Here is a 19,145-nt window from a genome sequence, read left to right as displayed (position 1 = left end):
CCCAAGATGGCAGTCAGTGCGAACCGGCTCGAGCTTCTGCAGATCGCGGACGCGGTCGCGCGCGAGAAGTCCATCGACCGCGAGATCGTGATCGAGGCGATGGCCGACGCCATCCAGAAGGCGGCGCGCTCGCGCTACGGCCAGGAAACCAACATCCGCGTCGACATCAACACCCGCACCGGCGAGATGAAGCTGCAGCGGCTCCTCGAAGTGGTGGAGGACGTCGAGAACCCGGCGACGCAGATCTATCTCGACCTCGCCCGCGACAAGAATCCCGACGCCGAGCCCGGCGACTTCATCGCCGAGCAGTTGCCGCCGATGGATTTCGGCCGCATCGCCGCGCAGTCGGCCAAGCAGGTGATCGTCCAGAAGGTGCGCGAGGCCGAGCGCGACAAGCAGTACGAGGAATACCACGACCGCGTGTCGGAGATCGTCAACGGCACGGTGAAGCGCGTCGAGTACGGCAACGTCATCGTCGACCTCGGCAAGGGCGAGGGCGTCATCCGGCGCGACGAGCAGATCCCACGCGAGCTGTTCCGCTACGGCGACCGGGTGCGCGCCTACATCTACGACGTGCGCCGCGAGCCGCGCGGGCCTCAGATCTTCCTGTCGCGCACCCATCCGCAGTTCATGGCGAAGCTCTTCGCGATGGAGGTCCCGGAAATCTACGACGGCATCATCGAGATCAAGGCGGTAGCGCGCGATCCGGGTTCGCGCGCCAAGATCGCGGTGATCAGCCGCGATTCCTCCGTCGATCCGGTCGGCGCCTGCGTCGGCATGCGCGGCAGCCGCGTCCAGGCCGTCGTCGGGGAGCTGCAGGGCGAGAAGATCGACATCATCCCCTGGCAGCCGGACGCCGCCTCGTTCCTCGTCAACGCGCTGCAGCCGGCGCAGGTGGCGAAGGTCGTGCTCGACGAGGATGCCGAGCGCATCGAGGTCGTGGTGCCGGACGACCAGCTCTCTCTGGCGATCGGCCGGCGCGGCCAGAACGTCCGCCTCGCCTCGCAGCTCACCGGCTGGGACATCGACATCCTGACGGAGGAAGAAGAGTCGCAGCGCCGGCAGAAGGAGTTCGCCGAGCGGTCCGAACTGTTCATGAACGCGCTCAACGTCGACGAGATGGTCGGCCAGCTCCTGGCGTCGGAAGGTTTCCGGACGGTCGAGGAAGTCGCCTATGTCGAGGCCGACGAGGTCGCGGCGATCGACGGCTTCGACGACGACACGGCGGCCGAGATTCAGGCGCGCGCCCGCGACTTCCTCGATCGGCGCGAGGCGGAGTTCGATGCGCAGCGCCGCGAACTCGGCGTCGAGGACGAGCTGAAGGAGATCGAGGGTCTCACCACCGAGCACCTCGTGGCGCTGGGGCAGGAAAGCATCAAGACGGTCGAAGACTTCGCCGGCTGCGCGGCGGACGACCTCGTCGGCTGGACGGAACGCAAGGACGGCGAGGTGAAGAAGTTCGAGGGCGCGCTTTCGAAATTCCCCGTCAGCCGGACCGAGGCCGAGACGATGATCCTGAAGGCGAGGCTGAAGGCCGGCTGGATCACGGAAGACGAGCCGGCGGCGGAAGAGGACGTCGCGGAAGAGGCGGCGGAATAAGCGGGCCGCGGACAGACGGACGGGCATGGCGGGCGACGCGGAACAGGTGGCGGACGACGGGATGAACCCGCGCATGTGCGCCGTGTCGCGCGAGACCTTCGAGGCGGATCGGCTGATCCGCTTCGTCGCCGACCCGGCGGGCGTCGTGGTGCCGGACATCCGGCGCCGACTGCCGGGCCGGGGCGTGCACGTGGAAGCGAAGCGCGCGGCGGTGGAACTCGCGATGCGCCGCCGGCTTTTCGGGAAAGGCCTCAAACGGGAGGCGAAGGTCCCGGACGATCTGGCGGACGTCGTCGACGCGGCGCTGGACCGGGCCGCACTCGGGTTCCTCGGGATCGCGCGGAAGGCCGGCCAAGTGGTGACAGGAGCATCGCAGGTGGATGCGGCCGTCCGCTCCGGCGCGGCGATCGCGGTGATCCACGCGGCCGACGCCGCGGCGGACGGGTTGCGAAAGATCGATGCGGCACGCTTCGCCGCGGCCGCATTGGAGGACAGCGAGGAGATTCCCATCTTCCGCCTGTGGCAATCGGACCAAATGGGTTTGGCCTTCGGGGGCAACAATGTGATACATGCGGCCGTCCTCGGCGGAGAAGCGGGCGCGGCCTTCCTGAAGCGCCTCGAAGCGCTGGCGGGTTATCGGGGCGAAAGCACCGTGGGCCGGGCAAGTCCGGGAACCTGAAACGACTGTGAACAAAGGGACCTTCGATGAGGTCTTGAAACGGATGACGGGCCGGGACCGATCCCGCCCGAGACGAACGGAAGATAGATGAGCGATACGAAATCCGGCGACGACAAGACGCTGAGCGTTTCCACGAAGAAGACCCTGACGCTCCGTCCCGGCGGCGGCGTGCAGCAATCCACCGTGCGCCAGAACTTCTCGCACGGACGCACCAACAGCGTCGTGGTGGAAACCAAGAAGCGGCGGATCGTTTCGCCCCAGGAAGCGAAGGCGGAAGCTGCCGCAGCCGCCACCGCGCCCGCCGCGGCGAAGCCGGCGCCGCAACTGCCGCCGTCCAGCCTGCCGCCGCGCCCGCCGGTGCCGAGCCAAGCCCCGCGCGCCGAAGCGCCCCGTCCGGCGGCAGCCCCGCCGGCTCCGGTCGCCGCGCCGACGCCGGCCCCGGTTGCCGAGCAGCCCGCGCCGCGCGCTGCCGAGCCCGCGCCGGCTCCCGCTGCCGTGGCACCCGCCGCTCAGCCCGCGCCTGCCGAAGCGCGCCCGGCTGTCGCCGCCGCGCCTGCGGCGCCGCAGGCCGCCGAGCCTGCTCGCGCCCCGGCGCCCGCGCCTCGTCCGGTCTCCACGGCTCCGAGCCAGCCCGCTTCCGCTGCGACCCAGCGTCCGGCACCGATGACCTCCGCGGCGCGTCCGGCGGCCTCGGGCGCGCCATCTGCCGGTGCGCCCCGTCCCGGCGCGCCCGCCGGCCGCGACAACCGGCCGGGCAGCGGAGCGCCGCGTCCCGCCGGCGCGCCCGGTGCCCGCCAGCCGCGCGGCGCGGTGCTGAGCGACCTGTCGTCCCGCGAGATGGACGCGCGCCGCCGCGCCCTCGAACTCGCCCGCCAGCGCGAGGCCGAAGACAAGCGGCTGTTCCGCGAGGAGGAAGCGCGCCGCGTCGCCGACGACGAGCGCCGTCGCCGCGAGCGCGAGGAGTCCGAGCTCCGTCAGCTCGAAGAGCAGATTCGCCTGGAAACCGAGTCCGCCGCCCGCCAGAAGGCGGAAGAGGAGGCGGCCCGCCGGGGACCGGTGGAAGAACAGCGCGCTCCGCGCGAGTCGCGCGACGGCCGCCCGCCGGTCTACGGTCGCCACGGCGCGGAGAATCGCGGGCCGCGGCCTGCCGGTGGCGATGCTCGCGGGCCTCGCCCGGGCGGTGAGAGCCGGGGCCCACGGCCGGCCGGCGGCAATCCGAACCGGTTCGCCAGCGGCGCTGGTGGCGGCTTCTCGGCGCCCGCCGCTCCGAGCTTCGGCGGTGACGACGAGATGGGCGCGCGCTCGCGCGGCCCTGGCGGCGGAGCGCGCCGCGCGCCGACTTCCCGTCCGGGTGGTCCGCCCCGCACCGACACCGCGCCGAAACCGGCCCGCACGACGCGCGGCGCGGGCGACGACCGCCGCGGCGGCCGCCTGACCCTCGACAAGGCGCTGACGAGCGAGGACGGCGCGCGCGGCCGCTCGCTCTCCTCGATGCGGCGGCGGCAGGAGAAGTTCAAGCGCGCGCAGATGAACCAGCCGCGCGAGAAGATTGCCCGCGAAGTGGTCATCCCCGAGACGATCACCATCCAGGAGCTCGCCAACCGCATGTCGGAGCGGGCGGTGGAGATCGTCAAGTACCTGATGGCGCAGGGCCAGATGATGAAGCCCGGCGACGTGATCGACGCGGATCTCGCCGAGCTCATCACCGGCGAGTTCGGCCACACGGTGAAGCGCGTCGCGGCCTCCGACATCGAGGAAGGCATCTTCAACGTCGCCGACGACGTCGAGAAGATGGTGACCCGCCCGCCGGTCGTGACGATCATGGGCCATGTCGACCACGGCAAGACCTCGCTGCTCGACGCCATCCGCAAGACCAGCGTCGTCAGCGGCGAGGCGGGCGGCATCACGCAGCACATCGGCGCCTACCAGATCGAACGCGACGGGCATAAGATCACGTTCATCGACACGCCCGGCCACGAGGCCTTCACGGCGATGCGCGCTCGCGGCGCGCAGGCGACCGACATCGCGATCCTCGTGGTGGCGGCGGACGATTCGGTGATGCCGCAGACGGTGGAATCGATCAGCCACGCCAAGGCGGCGGGGGTGCCGATCATCGTCGCGATCAACAAGATCGACCGGCCGGCGGCCGACCCGACGAAGGTGCGCTCGCAGCTTCTCCAGTACGAGGTGTTCGTCGAATCAATGGGCGGCGAGGTGCTCGATGTCGAGGTGTCCGCCAAGACCGGCGACGGTCTCGACGAACTGATCGAGGCGATCCAGCTCCAGGCCGAACTGCTCGACCTCAAGGCCGATCCGACGCGCACCGCCGAAGGCGTCGTGATCGAGGCGCAGCTCGACCGCGGCCGCGGCCCGGTCGCGACCGTGCTCGTCCAGGCCGGTACGCTGAAGACCGGCGACATCGTCGTCGCCGGCGACATGTGGGGACGCGTGCGCGCCCTCGTCGACGACCGCGGCACGCAGCACAAGCAGGCGCCGCCCTCGATGCCCGTCGAGGTGCTCGGACTCAGCGGCACGCCGAATGCCGGCGACCGCTTCGCGGTGGTGGCCGATGAGGCGCGTGCCCGCGAGATCTCCGAGTACCGTCAGCGGCTGGCCCGCGAGAAGCAGGTGGCGAAGGCCGCCGGCCAGCGCGGCTCGCTCGAACAGATGATGTCGCAGCTCCAGTCGAGCGGCCTGAAGGAGTTCCCGCTCCTCATCAAGGGCGACGTGCAGGGTTCGGTCGAGGCCATCCAGGTGGCCCTGGAACGGCTCGGCACCGACGAGGTGCGGGCGCGGATCGTCCATTCGGGCGCCGGCGCGATCACCGAATCGGACGTGCAGCTCGCCGCGACGGTGGACGCCGCGATCATCGGCTTCAACGTCCGCGCCAATGCGCAGGCGCGCCAGGCCGCCGAAGCCCAGGGCATCGAGATCCGCTACTACAACATCATCTACGACCTCGTGGACGACGTGAAGGCGGCGATGTCGGGGCTCCTGTCGCCGGAGCGGCGCGAGACCTTCATCGGCAACGCCTCGATCCTGGAAGTCTTCAACATCACCAAGGTCGGCAAGGTCGCCGGTTGCCGCGTGACGGAAGGCAAGGTCGAACGCGGTGCGGGTGTCCGCCTGATCCGCGACGGCGTCGTGATTCACGAGGGCACCTTGAAGACGCTGAAGCGCTTCAAGGACGAGGTGGCCGAGGTGCCGGGCGGCCAGGAGTGCGGCATGGCCTTCGAGCGCTACGAGGACATCCGCCAGGGCGACGTCATCGAGTGCTTCCGCGTCGAGCACGTGGCGCGGACGCTCTAGAGGGCCAGACCTTCCAGAGCGTCGACCCCGAACCCGGCCGAGCGCCGGGTTCGTCTTTTCAGGGAGCGAAGGTCCGCCGTGCGTTCGGCCGGGCCTTCGCTCGTGAATCCGGACCTTCCGAACCATGGCTCGCCACAAGAACCAGACCAAAGGCCCGTCGCAGCGCCAGTTGTCCGTCGGCGAGGAGGTGCGGCACGGCCTTTCCGCCATCCTCGGCCGGCACGAGATCGACGATCCGCTGCTGGAAAAGGCGGTGATCTCGGTGTCCGAGGTGCGGATGTCGCCGGACCTGAAGCTCGCGACCGCCTATGTCACCGCCTTCGGGCAGGACGACATGGAGCCGGCCGTCGCGGCGCTGAACCGGCACGCGCGCTACCTGCGCGGCCGTCTCTCGCCGATGCTCCGGGGAATGAAATACATGCCGGAGGTGCGCTTCCGCGCCGACGAGAGCTTCGACAACTACGCCCGGATCGACCGCCTGCTGCGCTCCCCCGAAGTGGCGCGCGATCTGGACGACGACACCGACGAGGACGGGAACTGATGCTCGTTCCGATCACTGCCGAGAAGATCGCTACGATGTCGGTCGAGCAGCGGGAAAACCTGTACCGCAACTGCATGAAGAAGATCGAGAACGAGGAAGCCGTCCGGCTGGTCGACCTCATCGTCGGATCCGGCCTGCCGTTTCGCAAGCGAAAGGAGATCGCGCACGGCGATCCAGAAATGCGCACGATCGAACTCGTCGTGAATGCGAGGTCGAACGAGGCGCTGCTGCTCGATGCCGTCGCGGCCGGGCAGGCTCCGCTCGCGGTGCTGGAGCCTTTGATCGTCCGGGAACTGGGGCCGCGGTACAGTGGCGCCAACGGCGGGACGATCGCCGCCGGCTACCTGATCGCCAAACGCCTCTATGCGCTCGGCCACGAGAAGATGCCGAGCCAGCGGATGCCGGCCGGCAGCGTCGCGAAGACCGCGGCTACGTTCCGGAAATCGAAGGTGAAGAACTGATGGCGCGGCGGGGCAAGAAGCCGAAGGGCCGGGCGATCTCCGGCTGGATCGTGCTCGACAAGCCGAAGGGCATGGGCTCGACCGAGGCCGTGTCGAAGATGAAGTGGCTGTTCTTCGCGCAGAAGGCCGGCCATGCCGGGACGCTCGACCCGCTGGCCTCCGGGCTGCTGCCGATCGCGCTCGGCGACGCGACGAAGACCGTGCCCTTCGTCATGGACGGCGAGAAGACCTATCGCTTCACCGTCCGGTGGGGCGCCGAGACCACCACCGACGACACGGAAGGGCCGGTGGTGCGCTCCTCCGACATCCGCCCGAGCCGCGAGGCGGTCGAGGCGCGGCTCGCGGACTATCGCGGCGAAATCTCCCAGGTCCCCCCGCAGTTCTCGGCGATCAAGATCGACGGCGAGCGCGCCTACGATCTCGCGCGCGAGGGCGAGGTCGTCGCGATCGCCGCCCGCACCGTCGTGGTCCATCGGCTGGAGATCGCCGAGCACCGCGACGAAGGCACCACCGTCTTCGAGGCCGACTGCGGCAAGGGCACCTATGTGCGCGCCATCGCGCGCGACCTCGGGCGCGACCTCGGCTGCTTCGGGCACGTGACCGAGCTTCGCCGCCTCGCGGTCGGCGCGTTCGGCGAGGACGACATGGTGCCGCTCGCCGAGCTGGAGGCCGCCGCCGACGAGGGGCGCGAGGAACTGGAACCGGAAGCGATCGAGGCCGGCGCGCGGCCGCGCGTCGTCGATTTCGCCGGGCTCGACGAGTACCTGCTGGAACCCGAAACCGCGCTCGCCGACCTCTACGAGGTGTCCCTCACCGACGAGCAGGCGGGCCGGGTGCTCGCCGGCAATCCGGTGCTGCTGCGCGGCCGCGACGCGCCCGCCTTCTGCGAGGAGGCCTATGCCACCGGCCACGGCCGCCTCCTGGCGCTCGGCTCCGTCGAGGAAGGCTCGTTCCGCCCGAAGCGCGTGTTCGGCGGCAAGGGATAAGCGTGCAGGCGGTCCGCGAGCCTCGGACACCCTCTTAACCAAATCGTGCGAGCGTCCCTGCCGCGGCAGAACCGAGAGGCCTGCCGCGCGTTGCAGTCGAGAATCAATCCGGGAAGACAGGACGATCGCATGGCGAAGAAAACCGAGAAGGTCCCCGCCGACACCAAGAAGGCGGCCGGCCGGACCGACGGCATCCACAAGCCGGTCCAGCCCTCCGAGAAGCTGGCCGCGATCGTCGGCAAGGAGCCGCTGGCCCGCGGCGAGGTGGTCAGCCGCATCTGGACCTACATCAAGGAGCATAAGCTGCAGGACCCGAAGGACGGCCGGCAGATCAACGCCGACGCGAAGCTGGAGCCGATCTTCGGCAAGAAGTCGGCCTCGATGTTCGAGATGAACAAACTGATCTCGCAGCATCTGAGCTGACGGATCGCCGCGCGCCGGCAGGCGCGAAGGCCCGGCCGACGATGTCGCCGGGCCGCACTGGCGTTTCCTTCGACGAGCGGTTATATGCGGCCTCGCCGGATCTCGCCTATCGCGAGATCCGGCGTTTTCGCGGCCCAGGCTGGACGACATCCCGGCTTCGGGCGACCGAACCCTCGATCCGAAGAAAGGGAGCACGATGTCGATCACGGCCGAGCGCAAGACCGCGCTCATCAAGGAATTCGCCACCAAGGACGGCGATTCCGGTTCGCCCGAAGTGCAGGTCGCGCTCCTGTCGGAGCGCATCAACAACCTGACCGAGCACTTCAAGGGCCACAAGAAGGACAACCACTCGCGCCGCGGGCTCCTGAAGATGGTGTCGACGCGCCGCCGGCTGCTCGACTATCTGAAGAGCCGCGACGAGGCCCGCTACGCCGATCTCATCGGCAAGCTCGGCCTGCGCCGCTGAACTGAACCACCGCGTCGGCGGCTCGGGTGTTCCGATCCGCCGATCGCATATGGAGCGGGGCCGCGCGGCCTCGCCCGCAATGCCCCGGCCCTTCCTCGCGCTCCGTCGCGATGCGGGCCGGCCGACATTCCGAACGGCGGAACGGTCATGGGGCAGGATTGCCGGAGGCTTCCCGGCGGAAGACCTTACGACCTCGCGGTCCAGGTCCGAATGCGAAAGGGCCGGAGCGGCCCCCCGAAGCCCCCCGCCGTCTTGCCCATGGCTTCCCGCAACGAGAAGCAACCGGCGCGAACGGGTCCGTGCAAGGACCGCGACGCCGCTATTCGAAGGCAGACATCAATGTTCAAGACCCATAAGGTCGAAATCGATTGGGGCGGCCGCCGCCTCACGCTGGAAACCGGCAAGATCGCCCGTCAGGCCGATGGCGCGGTGCTCGCCACCTACGGCGAGACCGCTGTGCTCGCGACCGTCGTTTCCGAGAAGAAGCCGAAGCCGGGCTTCGACTTCTTCCCGCTGACCGTCAACTACCAGGAAAAGGCCTTCGCGGCCGGCAAGATCCCCGGCGGCTACTTCAAGCGGGAAGGCCGTCCGTCCGAGAAGGAGACGCTGGTCTCCCGCCTCATCGACCGGCCGATCCGCCCGCTCTTCGCCGAAGGCTACAAGAACGACACGCAGGTGGTGGTCACCGTCCTCCAGCATGACCTCGAGAACGATCCGGACGTGCTCGCGATGGTCGCGGCTTCCGCCGCGCTGACCTTGTCGGGCGTGCCCTTCATGGGCCCGATCGGCGCGGCGCGCGTCGGGTATGTCGGCGGCGAGTACAAGCTGAACCCGCATGTCGACGAGATGCCGGAATCCAAGCTCGACCTCGTGGTCGCGGGCACCGGCGAAGCCGTGATGATGGTGGAGTCGGAAGCGCAGGAACTCGACGAGGCGACCATGCTCGGCGCCGTGACCTTCGGGCACAAGAGCTTCCAGCCGGTGATCGACGCGATCATCAAGCTCGCCGAGGTCGCCGCCAAGGAGCCGCGCGACTTCCAGCCGGCCGATCACTCGGCGCTGGAGAAGGAGATGCTCGGCCTCGTCGAGGGCGAGTTGCGCGAGGCCTACAAGAACACCGAGAAGCAGGCGCGCTACGCCGCCGTCGACGCGGTGAAGGCGAAGGTGACGGCCCACTTCCTGCCCGAGGGTGCGGAAGCCACGACCTATACGAAGGAACAGGTCGGCGCGGTCTTCAAGGAGCTGCAGGCGAAGGTCGTTCGCTGGAACATCCTCGATACCAAGAGCCGCATCGACGGCCGCGACCTTTCCACCGTCCGCCAGATCGTCTCGGAAGCCGGCGTCCTGCCGCGCGCCCACGGCTCGGCGCTGTTCACGCGCGGCGAGACGCAGGCGCTGGTGGTGGCGACGCTCGGCACCGGCGAGGACGAGCAGTTCGTCGATTCGCTGACCGGCACCTACAAGGAGCGCTTCCTCCTTCACTACAACTTCCCGCCCTACTCGGTCGGCGAGACCGGCCGCATGGGCTCGCCCGGCCGCCGCGAGATCGGCCACGGCAAGCTCGCCTGGCGCGCCATCCGGCCGATGCTGCCGGCGAAGGAAGCCTTCCCCTACACGATCCGCGCCGTCTCCGAGGTCACGGAGTCGAACGGCTCGTCTTCCATGGCGACCGTCTGCGGCACCTCGCTGGCGCTGATGGATGCCGGCGTGCCGCTGGCGCGGCCGGTCGCGGGCATCGCCATGGGCCTGATCAAGGAGGAGGAGCGCTTCGCGGTGCTCTCCGACATCCTCGGCGACGAGGACCATCTCGGCGACATGGACTTCAAGGTGGCCGGCACCGAGAGCGGCATCACCTCGCTGCAGATGGACATCAAGATCCAGGGCATCACCGAGGAGATCATGCGGATCGCCCTCGACCAGGCCAAGGGCGGGCGCATCCACATCCTCGGCGAGATGGCGAAGGCGCTCAGCGAGTCGCGCGGCCAGCTCGGCGAGTTCGCCCCGCGCATCGAGGTGATGCAGATTCCGACCGAGAAGATCCGCGACGTGATCGGCTCGGGCGGCAAGGTGATCCGCGAGATCGTCGAGAAGACCGGTGCCAAGATCAACATCGAGGACGACGGCACGATCAAGATCGCCTCGGCATCCGGCAAGGAGATCGAGGCGGCGAAGAAGTGGATCCACTCGATCGTCGCCGAGCCGGAAGTCGGCGCGGTCTACGAGGGCACGGTGGTGAAGACTGTCGAGTTCGGTGCCTTCGTCAACTTCTTCGGCTCGCGCGACGGCCTCGTTCACATCTCGCAGCTCGGCGCGGGCCGCGTCGCCAAGACGACGGACGTCGTCAAGGAAGGCGACAAGGTCTGGGTCAAGCTGATGGGCTTCGACGAGCGCGGCAAGGTGCGCCTGTCGATGCGCGTCGTCGACCAGGCGACCGGCGAGGAGATCAAGGAGCCGAAACGCTCGGAAGACGACGCCGCCTGATCCGGCCGCTCACGTGAAACAAGCGAGGCCCGGCGGGAAACCGCCGGGCCTTTTCGTCTGAGCCGGTCGAAGTGCCTTGCCCGCGCGGGTCCGCTTCGCAAGGATAGGCGGGAAACGGAAAGCGGACGGGAAAGTGCGGCGAATCGAGCTCGACTTCGAGGCGGCGATCGACGTGGCCGACGCCCTGTCGGACCGGCCGGGTTTCGCCTTCCTCGACAGCGCCGCGCCGTCCGGCGAGGTCGGGCGCTGGTCCTTCGTCGGGATCGAGCCCTTCGGCACCTTCCGCGTCGCGGACGGCGTCGCCCGCTGGAACGGCGAGGCGCTCGCCGGGCCGCCGCTGGATGCGTTGCGACAGGTCATCGCGAGATACCGTCTCGATGAAGGAGAAGTGGACGGCGCCTCCCCGTTTCGCGGCGGCGGCATCGGCTTCGTGTCCTACGATTTCGGCGCGCGGCTGGACGAGCGCCCGCCGGCGCCCGGTCCACGGCCGGCGGGCGAGGAACTGCTGTTCCGATTCTACGACCTCGTGCTCGCCTTCGATCACCGAAACGGACGGTGCCTGCTCTACTCGTCCGGCTTGCCGGAAACGGACAGGGAGCGGCGTGCGGCCCGTGCGGCGGCGCGGGCGGAAGGGCTGCTGGCGCTCCTGCGCAAAACGCGCGACTCCGTTGCCGCCGTGCAGCCGGTCGGCCCTTGGCGCTCCAACTTCACCGCCGAGACCTACGCCGCGGCGGTGGAACGCGTGCGGGCCTATATCGCGGCCGGCGACATCTATCAGGCGAACATCGCGCAGCGCTTCGAGGCGTCGCTGCCGTCCGGCTTCGACGCCTGGGCATTCTACCGGCGGCTGCGGCACGCGAACCCCGCGCCGTTCGGAGCCTTCCTGGCGCTGGACGGCGGTCGCGCTATCGCCTCGTCCTCGCCGGAACGGTTCCTCCGATGCGGCGCCGACGGCGCGGTAGAAGCCCGGCCGATCAAGGGCACCGCGCGCCGCGCCGCCGATTCGGCGGAGGATCTGGCGGCAGCGCGCACGCTGGCGGCGTCCGAGAAGGACCGCGCCGAAAACGTCATGATCGTCGATCTCCTGCGCAACGATCTGTCGCGGGTGTGCCGGCCGGGCACGGTCGCCGTGCCGGTGCTCTGCGGGCTGGAAAGCTACGCCTCGGTGCATCACCTGACCTCGGTCGTGACCGGCCGGCTGCGCGAGGGTTTCGACGGGCTCGACCTCGTCGCGGCCGCCTTTCCCTGCGGCTCGATCACCGGCGCGCCGAAACTGCGCGCGATGGAGATCATCGCCGAGATCGAGGGCGCCGGGCGCGGCATCTATTGCGGCGCGATCGGCTGGCTCGGTTTCGACGGCGCGATGGACCTCAACGTCGCGATCCGCACCGTCGCGCTGGAGCCCAGCCGCGCCCGCTTCGGGGCCGGCGGCGGCGTGACGCTGCTCTCCGACCCCGCGGCGGAGTATCGCGAGACGCTGGCGAAGGCGGAGCGCATCTTCGCGGCCTTCGAACCCGAGGAGCCGCCATGCTCCTCGTGATCGACAACTACGATTCCTTCGTCTTCAACATCGTCCGCTACTGCGAGGAACTTGGCCGCGAGACGCGCGTCGTCCGCAACGACCGGATCGACCTCGCGGAGATCGAGGCACTGCGCCCCGCGGCGATCCTGATCTCGCCGGGCCCCTGCTCGCCGCGGGAGGCGGGCGTCTCGCTCGACCTCGTCCGTGCGCTGTCCGGCCGCGTGCCGATCCTCGGCGTCTGCCTCGGCCACCAGTGCATCGGCTCCTGCTTCGGTGGCCGGGTCGAGCCGGCGCGGGTGCCGATGCACGGCCGGGCCTCGGCGATCTCCCACGACGGCGACGGCCTGTTCGCGGGACTGCCGGACCCCTTGCGCGTCGGCCGCTACCATTCGCTGATCGTCGTGGAGGAACCGGCGATGGACGAGCATCTGCGTGTCACCGCGCGTTCCCCGGAAGGCGAGGTTATGGCGCTGGCGCATCGGCGGCATCCGACGCTCGGCGTGCAGTTCCACCCCGAATCCGTCCTGTCGGAACACGGCCACGCGCTCCTCGCGAATTTCCTCGGCTCGGCGGATAGATGGTGGCGCGATGGCGGTCTGGCTTGACGGCACGCGGCACGACGCGCCGACCATCCCGCTCGATCCGGCCGACCGGGGCCTCCTCCTCGGCGACGGCGTCTTCGACACCGCGCTCGTGCTGGGCGGCCGGGTCGCCTGCCGCGACGCGCATCTGGAGCGGCTGGCGCGGGCCTGCGAAACGCTCGGCTTCGCGCCGGACATGGAGCTTGCCGGCCGGATGATCGACGCGGCGGCGGCCGATGCCGGCACCGGCTCGGTGCGCCTCACCGCGACGCGCGGGGCCGGACCCCGCGGCCTCGCGCCGCCGGCAGCGACGCGCCCGACGCTTATCGTCTCGAACGCCGCCGGACCGCCGGCCGCCGCCTTCGCGCCCTTGCGCCTCGGCTGGAGCGCCATCCGCCGCAACGAGACGTCGCCGACATCTCGGCTGAAGACGCTGAACTATCTCGACGGCGTTCTCGCTTTTCAGGCCGCCAAGCGGGAAGGCTTCGACGAGGCGCTGTTCCTGAACACGGCTGGGCGCGTCGCCTCTGCGGCGACCGGCAACGTCTTCGCGCTGCGGGACGGCGAACTCGCGACCCCGCCGCTCGCGGACGGGGTCCTGCCCGGCATCGTGCGCGCCGAGCTGCTCGACCTTGCGAGGCGGGCGGGTCTCCAAGCCCGGGAGGCGAGCCTCGTGCCGGGCGACCTCCTCGCGGCCGACGCCGTTTTCGTCACGAGCAGCTTGCGGCTTCTCGCGCCCGCCACGGCGATCGGCGGCGAGGCCTTGGCCGTGCGAGGCGGATCGACCCTCCGCAGGCTGGCGGCGCTGCTTCGCGAGGCGATCGCGGCGGAGTGCGGTGCCGAGGCCGGGTGCACGCTCGGCGCGGACGCCTGGACCTTCTGAGCCGAACGCCGGCGGAGAGCGGACGGTCGTCGCAACGCGTTGTTAACCGCGTTGGGCGATAGTCCGGATGCCGAAGGGCAGGGCGGGGACGGGCAACCGCTTCGCCGCCCGGAAGCGGTTCGTTCCGTTCCAATTCCGCGCCGCGTTTCGCTTCGATGGGGCGATCGGCGGCGTTCGCCCGGAGTTCCCGCCCCGCCATGCCCGCCCGCTCGAACGCCTCCCGCAGCCTCCTGGCGCTGCTCCTGATCGCCGCGACGATGGGTTCGCTGCCGCAGCGGGCGGCGATGGCCGCGCCGACCGACGACGATCCGGCGAGCATGGCCGCTGCGCCCGAGGAGGAGGTGCCGGGCGAAACCGGGGCTGAGGAAGGGTCCGCCTCGAAGCTGCCGCTGCCGCGTTTCGTCTCGCTGAAGTCGGCGCGGGTGAACCTGCGCGTCGGCCCGGGCAAGGACTACGCCGTCTCCTGGCTCTACACCAAGCCGGGCCTGCCGGTGGAGATCGTGCAGGAATACGAACTCTGGCGCCGCATCCGCGACTCGGAGGGCACCGAGGGCTGGGTCTACCACTCGCTGCTGTCGGGCGTTCGCACCGGCATCGCCGCGCCGTGGCTGAAGGGCAAGACCACGACGATCGACCTCCACCGCAACACCAGCGAGGACGCGACGGTCGTCGCCAAGATGGAGCCCGGCGTCGTGTCGAAGGTGAAGGAATGCGCCTTCGCCTGGTGCGAGGTCGAGGTCTCGGGCCGCAAGGGCTACGTGCGCCAGAACGACATCTGGGGCGTCTATCCGGACGAGAAATTCTAGAAGAGACCGCGATCGGCCGGCGGCGCCTCGCGCCGCCTCCGGTCAGTTGGCCGGCTTGGCCGCCGCGCCGGGCTTGCGGCGCAGCCGCACCACGATGTCGACGTTGACGATCTCCATGCCCTCCGGCACGTCGGGCAACTGGTCGAGCCGCACCCCGCCGTTCGGGATGTCCACCATCTCGTTGCTGTCTTCCAAGAAGAAGTGGTGGTGGTCCGAGACGTTGGTGTCGAAATAGGTGCGCTGGCCTTCGCCGGTCAGCGGCCGGACGATACCGGAATCGGTGAACTGGTGCAGCGTGTTGTAGACGGTCGCGAGCGATACCGACTCGCCGGCCCGATGCGCTTCCTCGTAGAGTTCCTCGGCCGACAGGTGCCGGTCGCCCTTCGAGAAGATCAGGTTGCACAGCGCGACGCGTTGGCGCGTCGGCCTGAGGCCCGCCGCCCGAAGGCGCTCGAACACGCAGAACGACTGCTTGCCTCGCCGGGTATCCATCGCCACCGTCATCGCACCACTCGAAACGTCGACTTCCCTTGTAGTGTAAAGTGCGTTCCTGTCGCAAGAGATGGGGTGGCCGCGAGCCGAACCCAAGTCCCGCGATCCGTCAGCTGCAGGCGGCGAGAAGGCTCTTGAGCGCCCGGCCGGAGCCCGCGAGCGGCAGCGCGAAGCGCCCGGCCGGCATCGAGACCTCGGCCGCCTTGCCCTTGGCGAGCGCCTCGGCGAGTTGCCGGAACTCCGTCGGCGGCAGGCGGCGGTCGAGGGCGGGCTCGCCGTCGTCGCTCGCCCGCGCGACCTGAAGGAAGGCGGTGCCGTCCACCGTCACCACCGCGGTCTGGTCGACGCCGCGCTGGAGGCGGGTTCCGCCGGTCCCGATCAGGAGGCGCGCGCCGCCGCCGGCCGTGCAGGCGAACCACAGGCCGCGATAGGTGCCGTTCGACGCGAAGCCGGCGCTGCCGCCGTCCGCGGCGCGGAAGGTCCAGCCGTCCGCCGCCCCGGCGGGCAGGGCTGCGAGAAGCAAGGCGGCCGCCGCCGGAAATCGTCGCATCGTCGGCATCCCGTTCGCATCGCGGCGACGGCTTACGCATTCCCGGCACGCAGGCGCAAGCGCGGCGGGAGAGGCGTTGACGGAATGCGACCGTCTTTCACCTTTCGCGAGACCCGTGCTACAGGGCGCGGCGAACCGGCGCTCGTTCCGCGCCCGGACCGGAAAACAGCGGTGCTCCAGAAGACCAGCTTCACCTACGACGATCTCATCGAATGCGGGCACGGCCGGCTGTTCGGGCCGGGCAACGCGCAACTGCCGCTGCCGCCGATGCTGATGTTCGACCGGATCACCGAGGTCACCACCGACGGCGGCCAGTTCGGCAAGGGCTCGATCCGGGCCGAGTTCGACGTGAAGCCGGACCTCTGGTTCTTCGGCTGCCATTTCGAGGGCGATCCCGTCATGCCCGGCTGCCTCGGGCTCGACGCGCTCTGGCAGATGACGGGCTTCTATCTCGGCTGGCTGGGCGAGCCCGGACGCGGCCGCGCGCTCGGCGTCGGCGAGGTGAAGTTCACGGGGCAGGTGACGCCGAACGTGAAGCTCGTGGAGTACGGCGTCGAGTTCAGGCGCGTGATGCGCTCGAAACTGAAGCTCGGCATCGCCGAGGGCTGGATGAAGGCCGACGGCGAGATCATCTACAAGGCGAGCGACCTGCGCGTCGGGCTGTTCGTCGATCAGGACGAGCCGGCCGGCGGCTGAACGGGCCACAGGCCGGGGCGTTCCCGCGCGCAGCGTCGCGGTCGGCTCCACGGGAGATAGGGAACTGATGAAGCGTGTCGTCGTCACCGGAATGGGCATCGTGTCGTCGATCGGCAACGACGTCGGCGAGGTGCTCCAGTCGCTCCGCGAGGCGAAGTCCGGCATTTCGTTCGCCGAGGACTACGCCGCCCACGGCTTCCGCTGCCGCGTCGAAGGCGCGCCGAAGCTCGATCCCTTCGCCGTCCTCGACCGGCGCACCGCGCGCTTCATGGCGAAGGGCACGGCCTGGAACTTCATCGCGATGGAGCAGGCGATCAAGGATGCCGGCCTCGAAGAGGGCGACGTCGTGAACCCGCGCACCGGCATCATCATGGGCTCCGGCGGCCCCTCGACGCGGATCATCTTCGAGGCGGCGCAGACCACGGTGGAGAAGGGCGGGCCGAAGCGCATCGGCCCGACCGCGGTGCCCAAAGCGATGAGCTCCACCGCTTCCGCCGTGCTCGCGACGCAGTACCGGATCAAGGGCGTCAACTACTCGATCTCGTCCGCCTGCGCGACATCGAACCATTGCATCGGCAACGCCTACGAGACAATCCAGCTCGGCAAGCAGGACGTGATCTTCGCCGGCGGCTCGGAAGACCTCGACTGGACCATGTCGAACCTCTTTGACGCGATGGGCGCGATGTCCTCCGACTTCAACGACCGCCCGGCGGTGGCGAGCCGGGCCTACGACAAGGACCGCGACGGCTTCGTGATCGCGGGTGGCGCTGGCGTTCTCGTCCTGGAGGAGTTGGAGCACGCGAAGGCGCGGGGCGCGACGATCCACGGCGAGGTGGTCGGCTACGGCGCGACCTCCGACGGCTACGACATGGTCGCGCCGTCCGGCGAGGGTGCGGTGCGCTGCATGCGCATGGCGCTGGAAGGCGTCGATACGCCGATCGACTACATCAACCCGCACGCCACCTCGACGCCGGTCGGCGACAAGATGGAGATCCAGGCGATCCGCGAGGTGTTCGGCGACCGGATCCCGCCGATCTCGGCGACGAAGTCGCTGACGGGCCATTCGCTCGGCGCGACCGGCGTGCAGGAATCGATCTACTCGCTCCTGATGATGAAGCACGGCTTCATCGCGAAGAGTGCCCATATCGACGAGATCGATCCGGAATTCGCCGACCTGCCGATCGCGCGTGAGCGCATCGACGGTGCGAAGCTCGACACGGTGCTGTCGAACTCCTTCGGCTTCGGGGGCACCAACGCCACGCTGGTGTTCCGGCGCTTCGACGCCTGATCACCCAACAAGAAGAAACAAAAGGAAGCGGGATGGGCGATTTGATGAAGGGCAAACGCGGCCTCGTGATGGGGGTCGCGAACCACAACTCGATCGCCTGGGGCGCGGCGAAGGCTTTGCACGCGCACGGGGCCGAGGTTGCGCTCAGCTACCAGGGCGAGGCCTTCGGCAAGCGCGTCCGGCCGCTGGCGCGCGAGATCGACGCGACGCTTCTGCTCGACTGCGACGTCGAGGATGCCGCCTCCGTCGCCGCCATGTTCGACAGGATCGAGCAGGAATGGGGTCGCCTCGACTTCCTCGTCCACGCGCTCGCCTTTTCCGACAAGAACGAGCTGAAGGGCCTCTACGCCGACACCTCGCGCGAGAACTTCCAGCGCACCATGCTGATCTCCTGCTTCTCGTTCACCGAGATTACGCGGCGGGCGACGGAACTGATGGGCTCGGGCGGCTCGGTGCTGACGCTGACCTACGGCGGCTCGACGCGCGTCATGCCGAACTACAACGTCATGGGCGTCGCGAAGGCGGCGCTGGAGGCCTCGGTGCGCTATCTCGCGGCCGACTACGGGCCGCGCAACATCCGCGTCAACGCGGTTTCCGCCGGACCGGTGCGCACCCTCGCCGGGGCCGGCGTTTCCGACGCGCGGCTGATGCTGAACTACCAGCGCAAGCACGCGCCGCTCCGCCGCAACGTGACGACGGACGAGATCGGCGGCGCGGTGCTCTACCTCCTGTCGGACCTCGCCAACGGCGTCACCGGCGAGATCCACTACGTCGATTCCGGCTACAACGTCATGTCGATGCCGGCGCTGGACGAGTTGAAGGTGCAGGAGCAGAAGGGCGAGATCCCCGCCGTGCCGGACGCCGTGCCGGAGGCGGTCAAGTAGCGACGCCGCGTCGCCGCCGCGCCATGCGCGCGGCGCCGGCCAAGCTGCTTCCCGTTCCCCAGCCGGCGACGAAGCCGAGACCGGTCAGCGCCAGCCCGTCCGGCGTGACGGGGAGGGCGGGGCGGAAGTCGTCCATCGCCCGCGCCGCGATGCCGCCATCCATGTCGCCGAGCGCGACGAAGGGTCGGAGCAGCGGGGCGGCGGCCGAGAGGTCACGGTAGCGCCGTTCCACCTCGGCATAGCGTGCCGCTGTCGCTTCCGCGTCGCGTCCCTGCCGGGCCGCCAGCGCGTCCGACTGGCTTTTCAGCCGGGCGACCGCCGCCTCGCGGCTGAGGCCGGATGCGGCCGCGCCCTCGTCGAAGCGGCCGACGACGGCGCGGAGTTCGTCCGCCGCCCCGCCGAGGCGCTGGAGATATTGCTGCGTCCATTCGGCGGACTGGCCGAACAGGAAGGCGCCGAGCGCCGCGAAGAGGATACGCGACAGGAGCCGCATCGGCG

The 19,145-nt window shown here is 69.7% G+C and carries 19 protein-coding genes and 1 pseudogene; 17 read left to right on the top strand and 3 right to left on the bottom strand.

All coding sequences use genetic code 11. The features are described 5' to 3' along the window. Positions 1-6: 6 nt before the first annotated feature. From nusA to F6X38_RS01765, 14 genes and pseudogenes are all read left to right on the top strand, one after another. Entirely contained in the window at positions 7-1,599 is a 1,593-nt protein-coding gene (gene nusA / locus F6X38_RS01825; RefSeq protein ID WP_150967818.1) for a transcription termination factor NusA, read from the top strand. A gap of 25 nt (positions 1,600-1,624) precedes the next feature. After that, entirely contained in the window at positions 1,625-2,278 is a 654-nt protein-coding gene (locus F6X38_RS01820) for an RNA-binding protein (RefSeq protein WP_150967817.1), read from the top strand. A gap of 87 nt (positions 2,279-2,365) precedes the next feature. After that, a pseudogene (locus F6X38_RS24250) lies at positions 2,366-2,518 on the top strand (translation initiation factor IF-2 associated domain-containing protein); the annotation flags it as partial. A gap of 597 nt (positions 2,519-3,115) precedes the next feature. Continuing rightward, positions 3,116-5,587, top strand: coding sequence for a translation initiation factor IF-2 (gene infB / locus F6X38_RS01815; RefSeq protein ID WP_425482812.1), 2,472 nt, complete (start codon positions 3,116-3,118; stop codon positions 5,585-5,587). 124 nt (positions 5,588-5,711) lie between these two features. Further along, positions 5,712-6,128, top strand: coding sequence for a 30S ribosome-binding factor RbfA (gene rbfA / locus F6X38_RS01810; RefSeq protein ID WP_150967815.1), 417 nt, complete (start codon positions 5,712-5,714; stop codon positions 6,126-6,128). After that, positions 6,128-6,589: a hypothetical protein gene (locus F6X38_RS01805; RefSeq protein ID WP_150967814.1), complete on the top strand. Its 462-nt coding sequence runs from the start codon at positions 6,128-6,130 to the stop codon at positions 6,587-6,589. Before rbfA ends, F6X38_RS01805 begins: the two co-directional genes overlap by 1 nt. Beyond that, positions 6,589-7,575, top strand: a complete 987-nt coding sequence (gene truB / locus F6X38_RS01800) for a tRNA pseudouridine(55) synthase TruB (RefSeq protein ID WP_150967813.1) — start codon at positions 6,589-6,591, stop codon at positions 7,573-7,575. The genes F6X38_RS01805 and truB overlap by 1 nt, the downstream gene beginning before the upstream one ends. Positions 7,576-7,704: 129 nt before the next feature. Next, positions 7,705-7,998, top strand: a complete 294-nt coding sequence (locus tag F6X38_RS01795; RefSeq protein WP_150967812.1) for an SWIB/MDM2 domain-containing protein — start codon at positions 7,705-7,707, stop codon at positions 7,996-7,998. 196 nt (positions 7,999-8,194) lie between these two features. Continuing rightward, complete coding sequence (gene rpsO / locus F6X38_RS01790) at positions 8,195-8,464, top strand: 30S ribosomal protein S15 (RefSeq protein ID WP_150967811.1); 270 nt, start codon at positions 8,195-8,197, stop codon at positions 8,462-8,464. A 339-nt stretch (positions 8,465-8,803) separates the two neighbouring features. Next, the gene (pnp, locus tag F6X38_RS01785; RefSeq protein ID WP_150967810.1) at positions 8,804-10,945 is read left to right on the top strand and encodes a polyribonucleotide nucleotidyltransferase; all 2,142 of its coding nucleotides are present in this window, start codon (positions 8,804-8,806) and stop codon (positions 10,943-10,945) included. 133 nt (positions 10,946-11,078) lie between these two features. Then, positions 11,079-12,485, top strand: coding sequence for an aminodeoxychorismate synthase component I (pabB, locus tag F6X38_RS01780; RefSeq protein WP_150967809.1), 1,407 nt, complete (start codon positions 11,079-11,081; stop codon positions 12,483-12,485). Continuing rightward, positions 12,473-13,072, top strand: a complete 600-nt coding sequence (locus F6X38_RS01775) for an anthranilate synthase component II (RefSeq protein WP_150967808.1) — start codon at positions 12,473-12,475, stop codon at positions 13,070-13,072. The genes pabB and F6X38_RS01775 overlap by 13 nt, the downstream gene beginning before the upstream one ends. Beyond that, entirely contained in the window at positions 13,056-13,931 is an 876-nt protein-coding gene (locus tag F6X38_RS01770) for an aminotransferase class IV (protein WP_150967807.1), read from the top strand. The genes F6X38_RS01775 and F6X38_RS01770 overlap by 17 nt, the downstream gene beginning before the upstream one ends. Positions 13,932-14,248: 317 nt before the next feature. Next, positions 14,249-14,737 carry an SH3 domain-containing protein gene (locus F6X38_RS01765; RefSeq protein WP_425482811.1) on the top strand — a complete coding sequence of 163 codons (489 nt, stop codon included), beginning with the start codon at positions 14,249-14,251 and terminating at the stop codon, positions 14,735-14,737. Between the two features lie 42 nt (positions 14,738-14,779). Here F6X38_RS01765 and irrA read toward each other — a convergent pair whose 3' ends face one another. Beyond that, entirely contained in the window at positions 14,780-15,241 is a 462-nt protein-coding gene (irrA, locus tag F6X38_RS01760; RefSeq protein WP_246191131.1) for an iron response transcriptional regulator IrrA, read from the bottom strand. A gap of 97 nt (positions 15,242-15,338) precedes the next feature. Beyond that, positions 15,339-15,779, bottom strand: a complete 441-nt coding sequence (locus tag F6X38_RS01755) for a hypothetical protein (RefSeq protein ID WP_150967805.1) — start codon at positions 15,777-15,779, stop codon at positions 15,339-15,341. 171 nt (positions 15,780-15,950) lie between these two features. Here F6X38_RS01755 and fabA point away from each other — a divergent pair, with 171 nt between their 5' ends. The 3 genes from fabA to fabI all read left to right on the top strand — a co-directional run bounded on the left by fabA (position 15,951) and on the right by fabI (position 18,647). Next, positions 15,951-16,475 (top strand): 3-hydroxyacyl-[acyl-carrier-protein] dehydratase FabA, encoded by a 525-nt coding sequence (fabA, locus tag F6X38_RS01750; protein ID WP_150967804.1) that lies wholly within the window; start codon positions 15,951-15,953, stop codon positions 16,473-16,475. A 67-nt stretch (positions 16,476-16,542) separates the two neighbouring features. Then, positions 16,543-17,763, top strand: coding sequence for a beta-ketoacyl-ACP synthase I (gene fabB, locus F6X38_RS01745; protein WP_150967803.1), 1,221 nt, complete (start codon positions 16,543-16,545; stop codon positions 17,761-17,763). A gap of 32 nt (positions 17,764-17,795) precedes the next feature. Next, a complete protein-coding gene (fabI, locus tag F6X38_RS01740) occupies positions 17,796-18,647 on the top strand; it encodes an enoyl-ACP reductase FabI (RefSeq protein WP_150967802.1) in 852 nt (283 codons plus the stop codon). Here the strand turns inward: fabI and F6X38_RS01735 are convergent. After that, on the bottom strand, positions 18,640-19,140 hold the full coding sequence (locus F6X38_RS01735) for a DUF2937 family protein (protein WP_150967801.1): 501 nt from the start codon (positions 19,138-19,140) through the stop codon (positions 18,640-18,642). The genes fabI and F6X38_RS01735 overlap by 8 nt on opposite strands. Positions 19,141-19,145 lie beyond the last annotated feature (5 nt).

It is taken from the genome of Plantimonas leprariae, assembly GCF_008802405.1.
Taxonomy (GTDB): domain Bacteria; phylum Pseudomonadota; class Alphaproteobacteria; order Rhizobiales; family Rhizobiaceae; genus Plantimonas; species Plantimonas leprariae.
This window is presented reverse-complemented; position numbering and strand designations above follow the sequence as displayed.